Raw genomic sequence first — 17,382 nt, 5'->3', positions numbered from 1 at the left:
GCGACTCGGGAACAACGCATGTTCCTACTTTGTTCCGAACCAGAATCCAACAGGGGAAAACCCGGCAAGGGGTATCGCCCTGCCTTGCCGCCAATGCGTGTTGGTGCGGGGCAGGGACGAGTTGCGGCAGGTTCGGTTGCCATCACGCGGTCAGGGGCTAAGCTGTGTTATCTCGATATCACGGAGCATTCATGACCCAGTTGACCCGGCGCCAGGCGCTGCTCGCCTCGGCCACCACCTTGGCCGCCGCGCAATTCTCCGGCGCGATCGCCGCGCTGGCCCAGACCGCCGGCGCAGTCGATCCCTCGCCGCTGCTCAAGCCCTGGCCGGGCAATTATGGCGGCACGCCGCCCTGGGACAAGTTCACTCCCGCCATGTTCCCGCCTGCCTTCGAAGCTGCGATGGCGGAGCTGCGCACCGAGATCCACGCGATCCGCGATGCCAAGGACAAGCCGACCTTCAAGAGTGTGTCGGAGAAGATGGAACTGGCCGGCGAAACGATGGACCGGGTCCAGTCGGTATGGGGCGTCTATACCAGCAACCTCGCCGGTAAGGACGTGCAGGCGATCGCCCGCGAATGGAGCCCGAAAATGGCGAAGTTCAACGACGAGCTGTTCCTCGATCCCAAGCTGTTCGCTCGCGTGAAGGGCGCATACGACACGCGCAAGTCGCAGGGGCTGAACGCGCAGCAGAACCGCATGCTCGAACGCAGCTATCGCGGTTTCGTGCGGCGCGGCGCGCTACTCTCGGACGCCCAGCGCGCCGAGGTTTCCAAGATCAACCAGACACTCGCCTCGGCCTATGCCGAATTCAGCCGCAAGGTGCTGGCGGACGAGGAAACCTGGATCGTCCTCGACAAGGAAGCCGATCTCGCTGGCCTGCCCGACAGTTTCAAGGCTTCGCTCAAGTCCGCCGCCGACGAGCGCAAGGTGGCCGGATGGGCGGTGGTCAACACCCGCTCGTCGGTTCAGCCTTTCCTGTCGGCCTCGACCAACCGGGCGCTGCGCGAGAAGGTGTGGCGCGCGTTCGTGAAGCGCGGCGACAATAACGATACGAACGACACCAAGGCAGTGATCGCGCAGATCCTCGCCCTGCGCCAGCAGCGCGCGGTGCTGCTCGGCTTCAAGAACCATGCCCTGTTCCGCATGGACGACACGATGGCCGAGACGCCCGAAAACGCGATGAAGCTGATGATGTCGGTCTGGCCCGCCGCCCGCGCGCGGGTGGCCGAAGAAGTCGCCGACATGCAGGCGATCGCCGATAAGGAAAATGCCGGCATCACCATCGAGCCGTGGGACTATCGCTTCTATGCCGAGAAGGTCCGCAAGGCGAAGTACGACCTCGATGAGAATGAGGTGAAGCCCTATTTCGAGCTGGGCAACATGGTGCAGGCGGCGCTCTATGCCTGCGGCCGGCTCTATGATCTCGACTTCCGCCCGGTGAAGGATGTGCCGGTGTTCGATCCGAACGTGATGACGTTCGAAGTGACCAACCGCGTCACGAAGAAGCATGTCGGCATCTTCTATTTCGACAATTTCGCGCGGTCGGGGAAGCGTTCGGGCGCTTGGGCGACGCGCTATCGCGGGCAGAAGAAGTTCGGCGGCGTCACCAACACGCTGGCGTCGAACAACAATAATTTCGTGAAGGGCGGCGCTGGCGAACCGACGCTGATCAGCCTCGACGACGCAACGACCCTGTTCCACGAATTCGGCCACGGCATCCACAGCCTGCTGCAGAACGTGACCTATTCGGGGCTGTCCGGCACGCCGCGCGACTTCGTCGAATATCCATCCCAAGTGAACGAGAACTGGCTGCTGACCCGCGACGTGCTCGACAAATACGCCAAGCACTACAAGACCGGCGAGCCGATGCCGCAGGCGCTGGTCGACAAGATCCAGAAATCGTCGACCTTCAACCAAGGCTTCGACACGGTCGAATATCTGTCGTGCGCGATCCTCGACATGCAGCTGCACAATCGAGAGACGCCGGTCGCCGATATCGACGCGTTCGAGAAGGAAGCGCTCGGCGCGCTGGGGATGCCGAAGGAAATCGCGCTGCGCCACCGTATGCCGCAGTTCAACCATCTCTTCTCGTCGGACGCCTATTCGGCGGGCTATTATTCGTATCTCTGGTCCGAGACGATGGCCGCCGACACCTGGGAAGCCTTCACCGAGACCGGCGACGTGTGGGACAAGAAGACGGCGGACCGGTTCCGCCTGACCCTGCTCTCCACCGGCAACGAAACCGACCGCAAGGTAGCGTACCGCGCCTTCCGCGGTCGCGATCCGGACGTGAAGGCGCTGTTCAAAACGCGCGGGTTTCCGGTCGCCTGAGACTTCTTAAGCCAGAGGAGGGAGCATCAGGCCGGCCGTCCCCCGGACGGCCTGAAACAGCCGGGGGCTGCTTCACCTGATGCTGGGTGGAGGCTATATTCTGGATACTGGTCGCTGCGAGGCTATGACTGCCCCACCCCAACCCCTCCCCTGAAGGGGAGGGGCTAGACTTTGTTGGACCCGCCCCGCCGTCCGCGCGTTGCCCGCCGAGACAGAAGAAGGATCGATCATGCCCAAGGCCCGCACCCTCCTCCCGGCGCTCGTGTTGCTTGCCGCCTGTACCGAGAGCAACGATGCCGTTGCCCAGTCCGCGAGCGGAGCGCTGCCCTTCACCGTCACCGAAGTCGCCGACTTCGATGCACCCTGGGCGATGACCTTCCTGCCCGACGGGCGGATGCTGGTGACCGAGAAGGCCGGGCCGATCCTGCTCGTTTCCGCGGACGGCAAGGAGCGCAAGGTCGTGGCCGGCACGCCCGCCGTGTCGAGCGCGGGGCAGGGCGCGATGATGGACGTGGTGCTCCATCCGAAGTTCGCACAGAACCGGCTGGTGTATTTCAGCTTCTCCGAAGCCAATGCCGAGGGTCTGAAGGGCGTTGCGCTGGCGCGTGGAACGCTGAAGGACGGCGCCGAACCGGCGCTGGAGAATGTCCAGGTGATCTTCCGCGCATCGCCCTATGTCTCCGGCGACGGGCACTTCTCGGGCCGGATCGCCTTTTCGAAGGACGGCCATCTGTTCTTCACCAATGGCGAGCGGCAGAAATTCGATCCGGCGCACGATCCCAAGGCGACCTTGGGCAAGGTGCTGCGCCTGAACGACGACGGCACTCCGGCGGCGGGCAATCCGCTCGCGGCGAAGGGCTTCCACCCGGCGGTCTGGTCCTACGGCCATCGCAATCTGCTCGGCATCGCCTTCGATGCGAAGGGCAATTTGTGGGAGCAGGAAATGGGTCCCAAGGGCGGGGACGAAGTGAACCTCGTCCTGCCCGGCAAGGATTATGGCTATCCCGCGGTTTCGAACGGCGATCATTATGACGGCCGTGACATCCCCGATCACAAGCCGGGCGACGGCTATGAGCCGCCCAAGGTGTGGTGGAACCCGTCGATCTCGCCGGGCGGTCTGATCGTCTATTCGGGCAAGCTGTGGCCGCAGTGGCGCGGCGACCTGTTCATCGGCGGGCTTTCGAGCAAGGCGCTGATCCGCGTCGATGTGGACGGCACCAATGCGACCAAGGGCGACCAATGGGGCATGGGCGCGCGTATCCGCGAAGTCGAGGAAGGCCCCGACGGCGCGATCTGGGTGCTGGAAGATGGTGGCAGCGGATCGAACGGGCGGCTGCTGAAGATCACGCCGAAGAAGTAAGCGCCAACATTACACCGATGTAACTGGCCCCGCGCTTCGCCACCGATAGCCTTTCGCGGGCGGGCATTCCTGCCCGCATCGCGAAGGGGACAAGGCGATGGGGCTGATCCAGATCGATATTTCGCAGGTGGCCGAACTCGGCACGCAGGTGGCGATGCATGGCGCGGCGCGCGCGGGCGAAGTCGCGGCCGACGATGTGTTCGAACTGATCGTTTCGCTGGTTTCGGTGGTGATCGAGATGGTGCCGGGCGGTTGAGCCTGCCCGAAACGGTCCGCGCCGCGATCCCTGCAGCCCGGGCGGCGTCGCGCGAGGCGGTGGCGCGATGGCGCGGGAGCGACGCCTGGCGGGCGGCGGCGGACGCTTTTACCGGGGACGGCGATGCCGTGGCCGGGGCGGAAGCCCTGTTGCGCGATAGCGGCTGGTGCGCGGCGTTGCTTGCGCCGCTGGTCGAGGCGCTGGCTGCCGACCCGCTGTTCGAGCCGCCTTTCCGGCTGAGCCGCGATGCGGTGCGTACTGGAGCGATACTCTTCGAATGCCCGGCGGTGTCGATCAGCGCGAGCGTGTTCGACGCGGCAGCGCTCGCGGCGATGCCGGTGCCTGCCACGGTCGTGTTCCCGGGTCGCGTGACGGTGACGCGCTATCACAAGGCGGGCGGCGCGACGCTGCGGCGCTGGGAAGTCGATCCGCTGGAGCCGGGTTTCCGCGCGGTGGAAGCTGCGCCTTGCCGATCCGTGGGAGCCATTCGGCTCTGCGATAGCGAAGTGCTGCGGGTCGATGGGCGGGTGCGGGCGCAACGGATCGGCGACGCGGCGTCGGACATCGTGCAACTCACCGCGACGATGCGCGAGGGCGATCCGCTGATCCGCGAATACCGGGCAAGCGACGGCGCGTTCGTTCGCGCGGTCAGCGCCGACGAAGGTGCGTCGCGGACCGAGATGCTGCTGACCTTCCTGCGCGTATCGGGCCGCGCCGATGCGAGCGAGCAGTTCGACGCGGCGACGCGCGATCCGGCCTTTCACTTGCGCTGGGCGGCGATGCGCGAATGGCTGGCGCTGGATGCGCGGGCGGCGCTGCCGCGGCTCGCGGAGATGGCCCGGAATGATCCCGATGGCGAGGTTCGCGACGCGGCGGCGCGGACGCTGGAGCCGGTTCGCGAAAAGGTGGCAGTGTGCCTCGCCTGATCGATCCCGGTGAGGGCGATGCGATCGGCCTCGACGAACTGGCCGAGGCGCTCGATGCGGCGCCGGTCGATGTGCGCGACGAGGATGCGTTCGCCAGCCTTGGGCCGCTGCTGGCGCGGCTCGGGCGCAACCGTGGCTTCCTCGCCGATCTGGCGATCGACGAGCTCAAGACGCGGTGCGCGGGGCAGGTGGCCGCGAACGGCTATGGCGCACAATCCTTCCTCCTGCGGCCGCCCAATGGCCGCTATCTGCTGCGCGCCAATTTCTGGCCGGCGCGGCGCGATCCGGTGGTGCGGGCGAGCGGAACGGCGGCGTTCTTCTACGATCTGCCGCACGACCATAATTTCCCGTTTCTCACCTGGGGCTATCTCGGGCCGGGCTATTGGAGCGACTATTACGAGTATGACGTCGCGCGCGTGACGGGGTTGCCGGGCGAGGATGCCGGACTGAGGTTCGTCGAACGGTCGCGGCTCGAGCCCGGGCGGCTGATGCTCTACCGGATGCGGCGCGACGTGCATGTCCAATTGCCGCCCGACAGCTTCTCGGTGTCGCTCAACATTCTCGGTTCCGATCCTGCCCAGCCCTGGCTGGACCAATATGTGTTCGATGTCGGCGGCGGAGCGATCGAACGGACGATCACCTGCACCGCATCGGAAGCGCTGGTAACGCTTGCGGTGCATTTCGGGGGGAACGGGATCGATCTCGCGGCCGAGTTCGCCGCGCGCCATCCGTGCGAGCGGATGCGGGTGACCGCGCTGGGGGCGCTTGCTTCGGCCCGCCCGGCGGAAGCGGTGCCACTGCTCGAGCGCGGCGCGGCGTCATCCAGCGCCTATGTCGCGGGTCATGCCCGGATGCGGCTGGCGGCGCTGCAGACTGATCCGTAACGGAGGCGGTTGCCTCCGAAACGGCAGGGATCGCGCTAGCCTTGGCAGGTGATCGTCGCCTGCGCGTCCGACGCGCCTCTTCCCTGGCCCGAGCTTGGCGCCGCAGCCCATGCGCGCGGGCTGAGCCTCGTGCCGATGGCCGAGCCGCGCGCGGACGCAGCGGCGCTGCTTGGCTGGCGGCCGGCGGAGGGCGATTGCTCGATCCGGATCGCCGACGCCCGCGCACAGGGCTGGCATGGCCCGCTGATCCTGTTGCTGAGCGAAGGGTGCGCGGCCAGCGTGGCGCGGGCGCTCGACGCCGGGGCGGACGATGCGGTGCTGTTGCCCGCCAGCGCCGGGGAGATCGCCGCGCGGCTCGCCGCCCGGCTGCGTCCGCGCACGATCCGGATCGGCGAACTGGTGATCGACACGGTCGAGCGGCGCGTCACGCGCGCGGGCCGGGCGATCGCGCTGTTGCCGCGCGAATATGCGCTGTTGCTCCACCTCGTCCGCGCCGGCGGGCACTGTGTCGACCGGACCGAGCTGCTCGGCGCGGTGTGGGGCTTGCGCTTCGATCCGGGGACCAATGTGGTCGAGGTCCATATGTCGCGGTTGCGCGCGAAGCTCGACCGGGGGTTCGCCGCGCCGTTGCTCCATACCGAGAAGCGGCGCGGCTATCGGTTCACGGCCTGAAGGCGATATCGGCGATATAGATGTGCGGCGCCTGCTGGCCGCTGTCGTTCATCACCTGCACGCCGTCGATCGTGACATTCTCCGCGCCGATCGCGCCGAGCGGGATCACCACCTTGGTCCAGCCGCCGGGGGCGAGCTTGACCAGCTTCATCTTCGCGACGGGGTGGCCATATTCCACCTTGTCGCCATCCTGGATCGGCTTGCCGCCAACGGTGACCATGATCCGCACCTGCGCCGGCTCGCCGACGACCTGGATCAGCATCTCGAGCGAGCGATAGGGCGCGGTGCTGAAGGGTTCGTGGTGGAGGAACACGCCGCCATAGCCCTGCGCATCCATCAGCAGCGGCTTGCGCGCGCCGGTTTCGGTGCTGACTTCGGTCTTGGCCCAGCTCCAGTTCTGCCAGCCCGGCGCGAGCGCCTTGTCGTACACGATCATGGCAGCGTTGTCAGTCGGTGCAGGCGCGTTTTGCGCGAATGCGGCGGGTGCGGCCAGCAACGCGGCCAGTGCAATCAGGGTCTTCATCTTCCTCTCCTCTGTCCCCTGCACGGGATCTGGCCTAATCATGCCTGAAAGCGAAGGAGAGGCAAGTGAGCGAGCAGCGGGTGACGATCGCGGTCGAGGATGGCGTGGCCGATGTGCGGCTGGCGCGGGCGGACAAGATGAACGCGATCGATCCGGAGATGTTCGCGGGAATCGTCGCCGCCATCGCCGAACTGGAAGCGACTCCGGGGCTGCGCGCGGTGGTGCTGTCGGGCGAGGGCCGCGCTTTCTGTGCCGGGCTCGACATGGCGAGCATGGCCAGCGGCGGATCCGGGATCGATATCCACACCCGCGCGCATGGCCCGGCCAATGTCGTGCAGCAGGTGGCCTGGGGCTGGCGCGCGCTGCCGGTGCCGGTGATCGCGGCGGTGCATGGCGTGGCGTTCGGCGGGGGCCTGCAGATCGCCAGCGGCGCGGATGTGCGGATTGCGGCGCCCGGCACGCGGCTGTCGGCGATGGAGATGAAATGGGGCATCGTGCCCGACATGGCCGGGTTCGGGCTGTGGAAAGGCAATGTCCGCGACGATGTGCTGCGCGAACTGGTCTATACCGCGCGGGAGTTCAGTGCCGAGGAAGCGATTTCGTTCGGTTTCGTCACGCGAATCGCCGAAAATCCCCAAGCCGAGGCAATGGCGCTCGCGCGGGCGATCGCCGGGCGCAATCCCCATGCGATCCGCGCCGCCAAGCGGCTGTGCAACCATGAAGGCGATGCCGCCTCGGCGCTGATGCTCGAAAGCGTGGAGCAGGCGAAGCTGATGCGGTCGCCCAACCAGACCGAAGCGGTGATGGCCAACATGCAGAAGCGCGCGCCGGTCTTCACGGATTGACCGGAATCGACTCCACCCGGTCGGGATAGAAAGCGAGGCAGCCCCGGATCGCGGCAACCGCCGCGTGCGGGGTCTCATAGCTCCACACCGCATTCGCCGCGCCGCCCCGGACCGAATAATAGGCCGCCTGGCCCTTGTACGGGCACCAGCTCGCATGGTCGCTGCGTTCGAGCAGCGCCATGTCGGCATCCTCGCGGGGAATGTAGAAGACCGGCGGATAGCTGGCCTCGCGCAGCACCAGCGCGCGGGCGGTGTCGGCGATGACTTGCCCGGCGGCACGGACAGTGACTCGCGCGCCGGCCGGCTCGATGGCGATGGGATGGCCGGGTCCCGGCACCCGGATGGATCGATCGGCCACAGGAATCTCCTTCGCCGCCGATATGGGGTGCCGGGACCGGCCCGCTAGGCCAGTGCGGCCGCGGCCTTCGCTTCGGCTTCGGCATGGAAGTCCCAGAAACTTTCGACCCGCTCGCCATCGATGCGCCGCACCAGCACCGCGAGATGGCTGCCCCAGCCGCCGCCGAAATTCTTCGCATCCGCTGGGCCGCGCAGCCCGCTATGGACCAGCACCAGCCGGGTTCGGCCCTCGTCCAGCTGCTCCAGGTCGAAGGTCACCGTGCCCGCATCGCCATTGTCCCAGCTATAGGCGAGGCGGCGGGGCGGGTCCCAGACGGTGATCGTCTCGTGCCATTTCTTCCCGCGATTCTTCGCGTATTTCTCGGGCATCGGCGCATCGCCGTCGGACAGGTTGTCGTGATCGAAGGTCATCCAGATCTTGCCGCCCGCCTGCGGTTCGATCTCGCCGCCCATGAACCAGCGGGCGCGCATCTCCGGATCGGTGAGGAAGCGCCACACCGTTTCCGCCGGCGCGTTGAGGGTGCGTTCGAAGCGCAGTTCCTGCGCGGTGATGACGTCGGTATCGGCCATGCTCACTCTCCAAGCGTGCGCGACAGGCTGGCGAGGATCATCGTCCAGCCCGAACGCGTCTGTTGTTCATAGGCGGCCCATTGCGGGTCCATTTCGTGGGTGAGGGTCAGCGTGCAGCCGTCCCCCTTCGCGGCGATGTCGATCGTCACGCGGGTCCATTCGCCTTCCTCCGCGGGATCGGCGGCGAAGCGGAAGACGAGGCGGCGAGGCCGGTCGATCGTTTCGTAGAGCAGCCGGTGCGCGGCATCGCCCGAAGCGCGGCGCTCGACGATGCTGGCGCGGCCGCCGACGCGCGCGTCGATCTCGACCTTCACCATTTCGCCGCCCGGCGTGGCGAAGAGGAAGCGGCCGGCGTCGGCCGGATCGAGCCAGGCGTCGAACACGCGTTCGGGCGAAGCGGCGAAATCGCGAACGATCCTGAGGATCACCGGGCCGGTCATTGCCAGTTGACCTGCCACGAGATGCCGAACCTGTCGGAGACCCAGCCGAACTTGCGGCTCCAGCCATAATTGTCGAGCGGCATCAGCACCTGCCCGCCTTCGCCCAGCGCGGCGAACAGCCGTTCGGCCTCGGCTTCCTCGCCGCATTCGAGGAAGAAGGACCATGAGGGCGTGAAATCGAACCCGTGAGTAATGAAGCTGTCGTGGATCATCACGCTTTGTCCGGCGATCTCGGCATGGCCGCGCAGCACCGTTCCTTCGGGACCGGGGCCTTCGGGGCCGAAAAGCTGAAGCTCGACGATGCGCGTACCCGGCACGGTGGCGACCCAGAAATCGAGCGCGGCCTGCGCCTTGCCGTGCTGGAACATGAGGAAGGGCGTGGCTTTGGTCATGCGTTCTTCTCCGCTTCGATGAGCGCTTCGAGCCGGTCGAGACGGACGGTCCAGAACTGCTCCCATTGCTTCAGCCACTGGTCGGCTTCGCGGAGCGGCCCGGCCCGGAGGCTGCACAATTGGGTGCGGCCGACCTTGCGGCGGGCCACCAGTCCCGCGCCTTCGAGCACCTTCACATGCTTGGACGCGCCGGCGAAGGTCATGGCGAAAGGCTCGGCGAGTTCGCCGATGCTGCGTTCGCCCAGAGCGAGATTGGCCAGCATCCCGCGCCGCGTCGGATCGGCGAGAGCGTGGAAAGTGGCGTCGAGTCGTTGTTCAACCATAAGGTTGAATTACGAGGCTCTCCGGCAATAGTCAACCAGATGGTTTAATTATATGCTGCGCACCGGTGTGGCGGCTTCCGCGCCGACGACAGTGGTCCAGCCGCGTACGCGCCATCCGGTGACGATGCCCGCGGTCACATAGGGATCGGCGCGAGCGAAGGCCTCAGCGGCTTCGGGGCTCTCGCCGGCGAAGATCAGCATGGCGCCGTCCACGGGATCGGCGAGCGCTCCGCCAAGGACCAGTTCCCCGCGTTCGACGGCAGCCCAGGCATGGGCCAGATGCGCGTCACGAAACATCGGGCGCCGCTCGAGATAATCGGGCGCGAGTTCGTAGCCGAGCAGATAATGCGCCATCAGATCTTCACCTCCCGCATCGCGCGGATCGAATCCCATGCGTAGAGCGCACAGCCCGTCCAGATCAGCGCGAAGGTGAGCAGATGGACGTTCCGCAGCGGCTCGCCGAACACCAGGATCGCCAGCACGAACTGGATGGTCGGGGCGATATATTGCAGCAGGCCGATGGTCGATAGCGGCATCCGGCGCGCGGCGGCGGCGAACATCAGCAGCGGCGCGGCGGTGACGACACCGGCCAGCGCCAGCAGCAGATCGAGCCGCAACGACGTGCCCCAGACATTGGTGCCGCTATGGTTGGCATAGACGAGCAGGGCGATGGCGAAGGGCGCGAGCAGCAATGTCTCGATCGCGAGGCCGCCCAGCGCGTCGATTGCCACGACCTTTCGAAGCAGGCCGTACAGGCCGAACGTGACCGCCAGCGACAGCGCGATCCAGATCGCGCCGCCATCGCTGACCGCCATCACCGTGACACCTGCGGCGGCGATGCCGATCGCCACGCCCTGAACCCGCCGCAGCCGTTCGCCCAGCACCATCATCCCGAGCGCGACATTGACCAGCGGGTTGATGAAATAGCCCAGGCTCGCTTCCAGCACATGCGAATGCTGGACCGCCCAGATATAGATCAGCCAGTTGAGCGCGATCATCGTTGCGCTGCCGATAAGCAGCAACAAGGTGCGCCCGCGCGCGGCGGCGAGCACGGCGCGGCCACGCCGCAGCAGCAGGATGACCACCGCGAGCAGCGCGACCGACCAGAGGACGCGCTGGGCGAGAACCTGTTCGGCGGGAACGCTCTTGAGCAGCCACAGATAGAGCGGGAGGATACCCCAGAAGGTATAGGCGCCGATGCCGAGAGCGAGTCCGCCGGTGGCGCGCGGGGGTGTTGGTTCCATGCAAGCGCCATTGCCCGGCGTGGCGGGCGGGGCAAGCAAGGATCGCTACGGGACGGGAAACGATCCGTCTTCCCTTGCGCCGCAATTGCGCGTGTCGCGAGCATTGCTAAACAAGGCGCGGGGAACAGGGGGGAATGGAATGAGCGACGCGACGCCCGGACCGGTCGAGGAATTTCCGGATGTGGAGGAAGCGCCCGACGGCCAGCCGCTGGTCGCGGTGTTCTTCGCCGTGGCGGCGATCATCGCCGGCACCATCTTCATGCCCGTCCCGCCGCTGGAAGGCGCCTTTGCGCGGATCGTCGCGGTGGGCGTGGGCACGGTCGCGGCTGCGATCCTGTGGGGCGTCGCCTGGTTTGCCACCATCCGCCATTCGAGCCTTGGCTGGAAGCTGGGTTCGTTCGCGCTGATCTGGCTGGCGGGCGTGGTCACGCTCGATCGCTGCATCGACCGGTCGTACCGGGCGATGAAGAACGAGATGGGGGCCGTTTCGGATATCAAGCTGGATCCCGAAGGCCGCCCGGCCCTGCCCGAAAAGACCGGCAACCTGGGTCCGATCACGTCGATGCTGTCGGGGTTCTTCAAGGCCACCAACGACGACATGATCAAGACCGAGAGCCAGATCGGCGAACTCAATCTCGAGATATTGAACGACGCGTACCGCACCCAGGCGGATCCCAGCGTGGTCGAGGATTGCGAGCGGGCGGACAAGGGCAAGCCGCTGGTGCGCGATTTCGCCAAGCGCCAGACGAAGCGCGCGGCCGACCTCAAGGCACAGGCCGAGGCAATGTGGCTGCCCGAGGCGGACAAGGAAGCGTTGTTGAAGACGGTGGCGCAGCATAGCGGCGCGAACCGGTTGACCGAGCAGGCCGAAATTCAGGCGAAGATGTTCGACGAATGGCGCATCCGCTGCACGATCCTCCAGCGCGGCAAGTGGAAGGCGTGGGGGCCGATATTCCAGTTCACCAGCCCGTCCGATCTTGCCGAGATGCGCGTCGCGGCGGAGCGGCACACCGCGTTGCGGATCGAATATAATGCGCTGTTCGGCAAGGCGTTGCGCGAAGTGAATGCGCTGAACATGGGTCTGCGGATGCCGTGATGCGGGTCAGCCGGCGATACGCAGCCACAGCGCGGTCGCATCGTCGGAAGCCTTGAACCGGGGAAAGCGGGTGCAGGCCGAATCCTCGATCTCGATGCTGCGCAGACGCAGCGCGAGACCGGCCAGCCCCTCGGTTTCGAGCAATGCGGCCAGCCCCTCTTCGTCGAGCACCCCGTAGGAATCGACGGGCGCGGCAAAGCCGTCGGTCATCAGCAACAGTTCGTCGCCGGGCGCGCAGGGGACGCGCATCGTTTCCAGATGCGCCATCATCTCCGGCTCGACCGACAGGATGCGGATGCCCGGGCGGCCGCGGCGTGCGCGCAGGCTTTCGAGGATCGGCGCGCTCTTCTTCGGTGCGCCGAGGCCGTGTTGCGCAAGGCTGGACGCGAGCGCGGTTTCCGCATCGCGAAGTTCGGGCACGGGGCCTAGCCGCATGACTCTGTCGCCGCGCACGAGCAACGCGGCGCAATCGCCGAGCCATGCGACTTCGAGCATGTCTCCCGCGATGCGGACCGCGAGGAACGAGGCGAGGGGCAATTCCCAGCGGCCCTCGGGCTCGCGCGTCTTTGCCGCCTCGAACGCAGCGGCAAGATGGTCGCCGACTGCGCGCGACATGGTTTCGATCGGCGCGTCGGCGGCGGCGGTGAAGGCGGCATGCGCTTCGGCCGCAAGCCACGCCGCGCCGCCGCGCGGGCCGACCAGCCCGGGCGGGCCGAGGTCGGTCGCGCCATCGATCACCCAGGCATGGGCATGACCGGCGCCGGTGCGGTCGTCATTGGGGACGGCATGGTCGCCGGCAAGGCTGAGCGACTGGATCAGATCGAAATGCATGACCGCCGACTAACGCGCACATGTGACACGCGCCAGTCGGCCGGGCATCAATCTGCGAAGAGCAGCACCGGGGTTTCGAGGAACTTCTTCAGTGCCTGGACATAGGACGCCGCGTCCCAGCCATCGACGACGCGGTGGTCGCAGCTGATCGACAGGTTCATCAGTTTGGCGCGGACGATGTCGTCGCCGTGGAACACCGGGCGCTCGACGATCTTGTTCGGGCCGATGATCGCGACTTCCGGGCGGTTGATCACCGGGGTGGTCGCGATGCCGCCCAAGGGTCCGAGCGAGGTGACGGTGATCGTGCCGCCACCCATTTCCTCGGGCTTCAGCTTACCTGCGCGCGCGGCTTCGGCGAGGCGGCTGATCTCGGCGGCGAGCTGCCACACATTCTTGTCCTGCGCATCGCGGATGACCGGGACGGTCAGGCCCGCATCGGTCTGCGCCGCCATGCCGAGATGGACGCGGCCCGAACGCGTGACCACGCCCGCCTCGTCGTCATAGCGGGCGTTGAGCATCGGGAATTGCGGCAGGCTGCGGCAGATCGCGACGATCATCAGCGGCAGCATCGTCAGCTTGGGCCGGTTGCCGCGATTGTCGTTGAGGTCGGCGCGCATCGCCTCCAGCGCGGTAACGTCGATCTCGTCGACATAGGTGAAGTGCGGGATCGCCCGCTTCGACGCGGCCATATTCTCCGCGATCTTGCGGCGCATGCCGATGACCTTGACGGTCTCGTCCTCGCGCGCGCGGCTGGCGTGCGGGGCGTGATAGCCCTGGCCCGAACCATAGCGGAGATAGGCATCGAGATCGGAATGGCGGACGCGGTCGCTCTCGGTCTTCACCGAAGCGAGGTCTATGCCGAGATCCTTCGCGCGCTGGCGGACGGCGGGCGAGGCGAGGGCGTGCTTGTCAGCGACCGGCGCGGGCGCGGGGGCTGGAGCCGGAGCCGGGGCGGGTGCCGCGACCGGGGCAGCGGCGGGCGCGGGCTCGGCTTCGGCAGGCGCGGCTTCCTCGACGCCGGGCGTCTCGGCCGCGACCTGCTGTTCGACCTCAGGCTCGACCGCGGGCGCATCCTCGCCTTCGGTCTCGATCACCACCAGCGTCGATCCGATCGCGATCTGGTCGCCGACTTCGCCGGCCAGCTCGATCACCATGCCGGCGACGGGGGATTCCATCTCCACCGTGGCCTTGTCGGTCATCATGTCGGCGAGGCGGCCGTCCTCCTCGACGCGATCGCCGATCTTGACATGCCATTCGACGATTTCGGCCTCGGCAATGCCTTCGCCGATGTCCGGCAGACGGAAACTGAAGCGTGCCATGTCAGACCTTCATCACTTTCTTGAGTGCCTCGCCGATGCGGACCGGGCCGGGGAAATAGGCCCATTCCAGCGAATGCGGATAGGGCGTGTCGAAACCGGTGACGCGCTCGATCGGCGCCTCCAGATGGTAGAAGCAGCGCTCCTGGACGAGGGCTGCGAGTTCGGCGCCGAAGCCCGCGGTGCGGGTGGCTTCATGGACGATCATGCAGCGGCCGGTCTTCTTCACCGAGGCTTCGATCGTCTCGATGTCGAGCGGGAGCAGCGTGCGCAGATCGACGATCTCGGCATCGACATTGCCGAGCTCCTCGATGGTCGAGGCGACGACATGGACCATCGCGCCGTAGCACAGGATGGTGACGTCGCTGCCTTCGCGGACCACCGCGGCCTTGCCGAGCGGGATGCGGTAATAGCCTTCGGGCACTTCGCCGCCGGGATGACCGGCCCAGGTGCTGGCGGGGCGATCGTAATGGCCGTGGAACGGGCCGTTATAGATGCGCTTCGGCTCGAAGAAGATCGTCGGATCATTGTCCTCGATCGCCGCGATCAGCAGGCCCTTGGCGTCGTACGGGGTCGACGGGATCACGGTCTTCAGGCCCGAAACGTGCGTAAAGATGCCCTCGGGCGACTGCGAGTGGGTCTGCCCGCCGAAGATGCCGCCGCCGAAGGGCGAGCGCACGGTGATCGGCGCGATGAACTCGCCGGCCGAGCGATAGCGCATCCGCGCGGCTTCGGAGACGAGCTGATCGAGCGCGGGGTAGATATAGTCGGCGAACTGGATCTCGGGGACCGGGCGCAGGCCGTACGCGCCCATGCCCACCGCGACGCCGATGATGCCGCATTCGGTGATCGGGGTGTCGAATACGCGGGTCTTGCCGTACTTTGCCTGAAGCCCGGCGGTGGCGCGGAACACGCCGCCGAAATAGCCGACATCCTCGCCCATCACGACGACGCCGGAATCGCGCGCCATCATCACATCCATCGCCGAATTGATCGCCTGGATCATGTTCATGCGGACGGTGGCGCCGGCTTCGGTGCCGGTGTCGCTGTCGATCGCGCCGCTCAGAATATCGCCGCTCACAGGCCTGCCGCCTTCTGCTCGTCCAGCATCTGCTGGCATTGTTCCTTGAGGTGCCACGGCGTCTCTTCGAACACGCCCTCGAACATCGTTTCGAACGGCTGGTGCATACCGTGGCCGAGGATGCCGTTCTTCTCGGCTTCCTTCTGCGAGCGCTTCACTTCCTCGGCGAGTTCGAGATCCTGCGCCGCGTGGCGTTCCTCGTCCCATTCGCCGAGCGCGATGAGGTGATTCTTCAGCCGCACGACCGGATCGCCCATCGGCCATGCGGTCGGCTCGCCGGCCGAGCGATATTGCGTCGGGTCGTCCGAGGTCGAATGGCCTTCGACGCGATAGGTGAAATGCTCGATCAGGGTCGGCCCCTGATTGGTCCGCGCACGCTCCGCCGCCCATTGGGTGGCTGCATAGACGGCGAGGATGTCGTTGCCGTCCACCCGGATGCCCGCGATGCCATAGCCGATCGCACGCGCCGCGAAGGTGGTCGCTTCCGCACCGGCAAAGCCCGAGAAGGACGAGATCGCCCACTGATTGTTGACCACGTTGAAGATCACCGGCGCGCGATAGACCGTCGCGAAGGTGAGCGCGGAATGGAAGTCGCCTTCCGCGGTCGAGCCTTCGCCGCACCAGGTCGCGGCGATGCGGCTGTCGCCCTTCGCGGCGCTGGCCATCGCCCAGCCCACCGCCTGCGGATATTGCGTGGTGAGATTGCCCGAGATCGAGAAGAAGCTGGCGTCCTTCACCGAATACATGATCGGCAACTGGCGCCCTTGAAGCCGGTCGCCCTTGTTCGAATAGATCTGGTTCATCATGTCGACGAGGGACCAGCCGCGCGTCAGCAGGATGCCCTGCTGGCGATAGCTGGGGAAGCACATGTCGTCATAGGCCAGCGCCGATGCAGCGCCGACCGACACGGCCTCTTCGCCGGTGGACTTCATGTAGAAGCTGGTCTTGCCCTGCCGCTGGGCGCGGAACATGCGTTCGTCGAACGCGCGGACCAGCGCCATGCTGCGCAGCATCTTGCGGAGCGTATCGGGATCGAGCTTGGGATCCCAGGGACCGACGGCGCGGTGATCCTCGTCCAGCACGCGGACCATCGTATAGGCCAGTTCGTGGAAACTCGATGCCTTGTCTGCCGTATCGGGCCGCCGCTGCGCGCCCGCGGGCGGCACCTCGATCTCGCCGAAGTCGACCGTATCGCCGGGCCGGAACCTGGGTTCGGGCACGTGCAGCGAAAGCGGCGGCAAATTGGATCGATCGCGCTCGACCGTCATGGGCTCTCCGGACTTGTTGTCCCCGCAACGGATAACGCGCGGGACTCGTGTTGGAGCCTTGTTATAAAATTTCAACGGGCGTGGCAACAAGGTCAGTGATGCTGACCTGAAATGCCGGGCGGATCACAGGCTGTGCAGGGCGGAAAATAGCGATTTTCCGCCGCTTTACTCGCAACGAAGCTGACGATCCGAAGCGAAGCTGAAATCGGCGAGCCGAATCGCGGGAACCGGCCCGGGCCAGCGCTCGATCGCGGTCCGCTCGCCGTTCATCAGGGTGCAGACGCTGGTGCGATTGCCCTTGTGGCCGGGCTTGGAGACGATGAAGGCGCGATAATTCCACCAGACTTCGTCGTTGCTGGTGACCGCCATGACCGACGCGCCGCCTTCAAATTCCAGCGTGACGAAAATTTCGCCCTTGGCGGGTTTGTCGTTCCGGGCCGCAGGGCGCGCATCGGCGGGCAGGCCGTCCTTCACGGTGAAGATCCAGCTTTCGCCGGCGCGGACGACAAGGCCCGGCGGCCCGGATTGCAGCAGATCCGGTTGACACGGTTGACACCTATATTCGGAAAAAGCGGCCCCGCCCGATGGCGGCGAATAGGGCGCGGCCGCGGGCAGCAGCAGGAAGACGATCGCGGCAATCTTCACGGGCTTCCTCGCTTCCGACG

At 66.5% G+C, this 17,382-nt stretch carries 21 protein-coding genes; 8 read left to right on the top strand and 13 right to left on the bottom strand.

The genetic code is table 11. From position 1 onward, the window contains the following. Positions 1-191: 191 nt before the first annotated feature. From HHL13_RS18360 to HHL13_RS18335, 6 genes are all read left to right on the top strand, one after another. On the top strand, positions 192-2,333 hold the full coding sequence (locus HHL13_RS18360) for a M3 family metallopeptidase (RefSeq protein WP_169557393.1): 2,142 nt from the start codon (positions 192-194) through the stop codon (positions 2,331-2,333). Positions 2,334-2,562: 229 nt separating this feature from the next. Then, complete coding sequence (locus tag HHL13_RS18355; RefSeq protein ID WP_169557392.1) at positions 2,563-3,693, top strand: PQQ-dependent sugar dehydrogenase; 1,131 nt, start codon at positions 2,563-2,565, stop codon at positions 3,691-3,693. 97 nt (positions 3,694-3,790) lie between these two features. Further along, positions 3,791-3,949 (top strand): hypothetical protein, encoded by a 159-nt coding sequence (locus HHL13_RS18350; protein ID WP_169557391.1) that lies wholly within the window; start codon positions 3,791-3,793, stop codon positions 3,947-3,949. Next, entirely contained in the window at positions 3,946-4,875 is a 930-nt protein-coding gene (locus HHL13_RS18345) for a hypothetical protein (RefSeq protein ID WP_169557390.1), read from the top strand. The genes HHL13_RS18350 and HHL13_RS18345 overlap by 4 nt, the downstream gene beginning before the upstream one ends. Next, positions 4,863-5,759 carry a transposase gene (locus HHL13_RS18340; protein WP_169557389.1) on the top strand — a complete coding sequence of 299 codons (897 nt, stop codon included), beginning with the start codon at positions 4,863-4,865 and terminating at the stop codon, positions 5,757-5,759. Before HHL13_RS18345 ends, HHL13_RS18340 begins: the two co-directional genes overlap by 13 nt. Before the next feature lie 48 nt (positions 5,760-5,807). Then, on the top strand, positions 5,808-6,431 hold the full coding sequence (locus HHL13_RS18335) for a response regulator transcription factor (protein WP_346775586.1): 624 nt from the start codon (positions 5,808-5,810) through the stop codon (positions 6,429-6,431). Here the strand turns inward: HHL13_RS18335 and HHL13_RS18330 are convergent. After that, complete coding sequence (locus tag HHL13_RS18330) at positions 6,421-6,954, bottom strand: hypothetical protein (RefSeq protein ID WP_169557388.1); 534 nt, start codon at positions 6,952-6,954, stop codon at positions 6,421-6,423. The two genes, HHL13_RS18335 and HHL13_RS18330, sit on opposite strands and share 11 nt — an antisense overlap. Positions 6,955-7,019: 65 nt before the next feature. Here HHL13_RS18330 and HHL13_RS18325 point away from each other — a divergent pair, with 65 nt between their 5' ends. Continuing rightward, positions 7,020-7,799, top strand: a complete 780-nt coding sequence (locus HHL13_RS18325) for a crotonase/enoyl-CoA hydratase family protein (protein ID WP_169557387.1) — start codon at positions 7,020-7,022, stop codon at positions 7,797-7,799. On the opposite strand, the gene HHL13_RS22765 is transcribed toward HHL13_RS18325, so the two are convergent. Genes HHL13_RS22765 through rarD form a run of 7 tightly spaced genes read right to left on the bottom strand, consistent with a single transcriptional unit; the run spans position 7,789 to position 11,125 of the window. Continuing rightward, positions 7,789-8,157: a DUF427 domain-containing protein gene (locus HHL13_RS22765; RefSeq protein WP_169557386.1), complete on the bottom strand. Its 369-nt coding sequence runs from the start codon at positions 8,155-8,157 to the stop codon at positions 7,789-7,791. The two genes, HHL13_RS18325 and HHL13_RS22765, sit on opposite strands and share 11 nt — an antisense overlap. A gap of 44 nt (positions 8,158-8,201) precedes the next feature. Beyond that, positions 8,202-8,726: an SRPBCC family protein gene (locus tag HHL13_RS18315; RefSeq protein WP_169557385.1), complete on the bottom strand. Its 525-nt coding sequence runs from the start codon at positions 8,724-8,726 to the stop codon at positions 8,202-8,204. Between the two features lie 2 nt (positions 8,727-8,728). Next, positions 8,729-9,184: an SRPBCC domain-containing protein gene (locus HHL13_RS18310; RefSeq protein WP_206377120.1), complete on the bottom strand. Its 456-nt coding sequence runs from the start codon at positions 9,182-9,184 to the stop codon at positions 8,729-8,731. Next, complete coding sequence (locus HHL13_RS18305) at positions 9,163-9,558, bottom strand: VOC family protein (RefSeq protein ID WP_169557384.1); 396 nt, start codon at positions 9,556-9,558, stop codon at positions 9,163-9,165. The genes HHL13_RS18310 and HHL13_RS18305 overlap by 22 nt, the downstream gene beginning before the upstream one ends. Then, positions 9,555-9,881, bottom strand: a complete 327-nt coding sequence (locus HHL13_RS18300; RefSeq protein ID WP_169557383.1) for a metalloregulator ArsR/SmtB family transcription factor — start codon at positions 9,879-9,881, stop codon at positions 9,555-9,557. The genes HHL13_RS18305 and HHL13_RS18300 overlap by 4 nt, the downstream gene beginning before the upstream one ends. A 48-nt stretch (positions 9,882-9,929) precedes the next feature. Next, entirely contained in the window at positions 9,930-10,235 is a 306-nt protein-coding gene (locus tag HHL13_RS18295; RefSeq protein ID WP_169557382.1) for a YciI-like protein, read from the bottom strand. Continuing rightward, positions 10,235-11,125, bottom strand: coding sequence for an EamA family transporter RarD (gene rarD, locus HHL13_RS18290; RefSeq protein ID WP_169557381.1), 891 nt, complete (start codon positions 11,123-11,125; stop codon positions 10,235-10,237). Before rarD ends, HHL13_RS18295 begins: the two co-directional genes overlap by 1 nt. A gap of 139 nt (positions 11,126-11,264) precedes the next feature. Between rarD and HHL13_RS18285 the strand changes: the two genes are divergently transcribed. Next, entirely contained in the window at positions 11,265-12,221 is a 957-nt protein-coding gene (locus tag HHL13_RS18285) for a hypothetical protein (protein WP_169557380.1), read from the top strand. Positions 12,222-12,227: 6 nt separating this feature from the next. Here HHL13_RS18285 and HHL13_RS18280 read toward each other — a convergent pair whose 3' ends face one another. From HHL13_RS18280 to HHL13_RS18260, 5 genes are all read right to left on the bottom strand, one after another. Next, entirely contained in the window at positions 12,228-13,052 is an 825-nt protein-coding gene (locus HHL13_RS18280) for a protein phosphatase 2C domain-containing protein (RefSeq protein ID WP_169557379.1), read from the bottom strand. Between the two features lie 47 nt (positions 13,053-13,099). Beyond that, on the bottom strand, positions 13,100-14,371 hold the full coding sequence (locus HHL13_RS18275; RefSeq protein WP_169557378.1) for a dihydrolipoamide acetyltransferase family protein: 1,272 nt from the start codon (positions 14,369-14,371) through the stop codon (positions 13,100-13,102). Position 14,372: 1 nt separating this feature from the next. Beyond that, positions 14,373-15,380 (bottom strand): alpha-ketoacid dehydrogenase subunit beta, encoded by a 1,008-nt coding sequence (locus tag HHL13_RS18270; protein ID WP_169557837.1) that lies wholly within the window; start codon positions 15,378-15,380, stop codon positions 14,373-14,375. Positions 15,381-15,445: 65 nt separating this feature from the next. Further along, on the bottom strand, positions 15,446-16,717 hold the full coding sequence (locus HHL13_RS18265) for a 3-methyl-2-oxobutanoate dehydrogenase (2-methylpropanoyl-transferring) subunit alpha (RefSeq protein WP_169557377.1): 1,272 nt from the start codon (positions 16,715-16,717) through the stop codon (positions 15,446-15,448). A 165-nt stretch (positions 16,718-16,882) separates the two neighbouring features. Beyond that, a complete protein-coding gene (locus HHL13_RS18260; protein ID WP_169557376.1) occupies positions 16,883-17,362 on the bottom strand; it encodes a hypothetical protein in 480 nt (159 codons plus the stop codon). Between the last annotated feature and the right edge of the window lie 20 nt (positions 17,363-17,382).

The organism is Sphingomonas sp. G-3-2-10, from assembly GCF_012927115.1.
GTDB lineage: Bacteria > Pseudomonadota > Alphaproteobacteria > Sphingomonadales > Sphingomonadaceae > Sphingomonas.
Note: the sequence above shows the minus strand (reverse complement) of the source record. Positions and strands in the feature narration are given on the sequence as shown.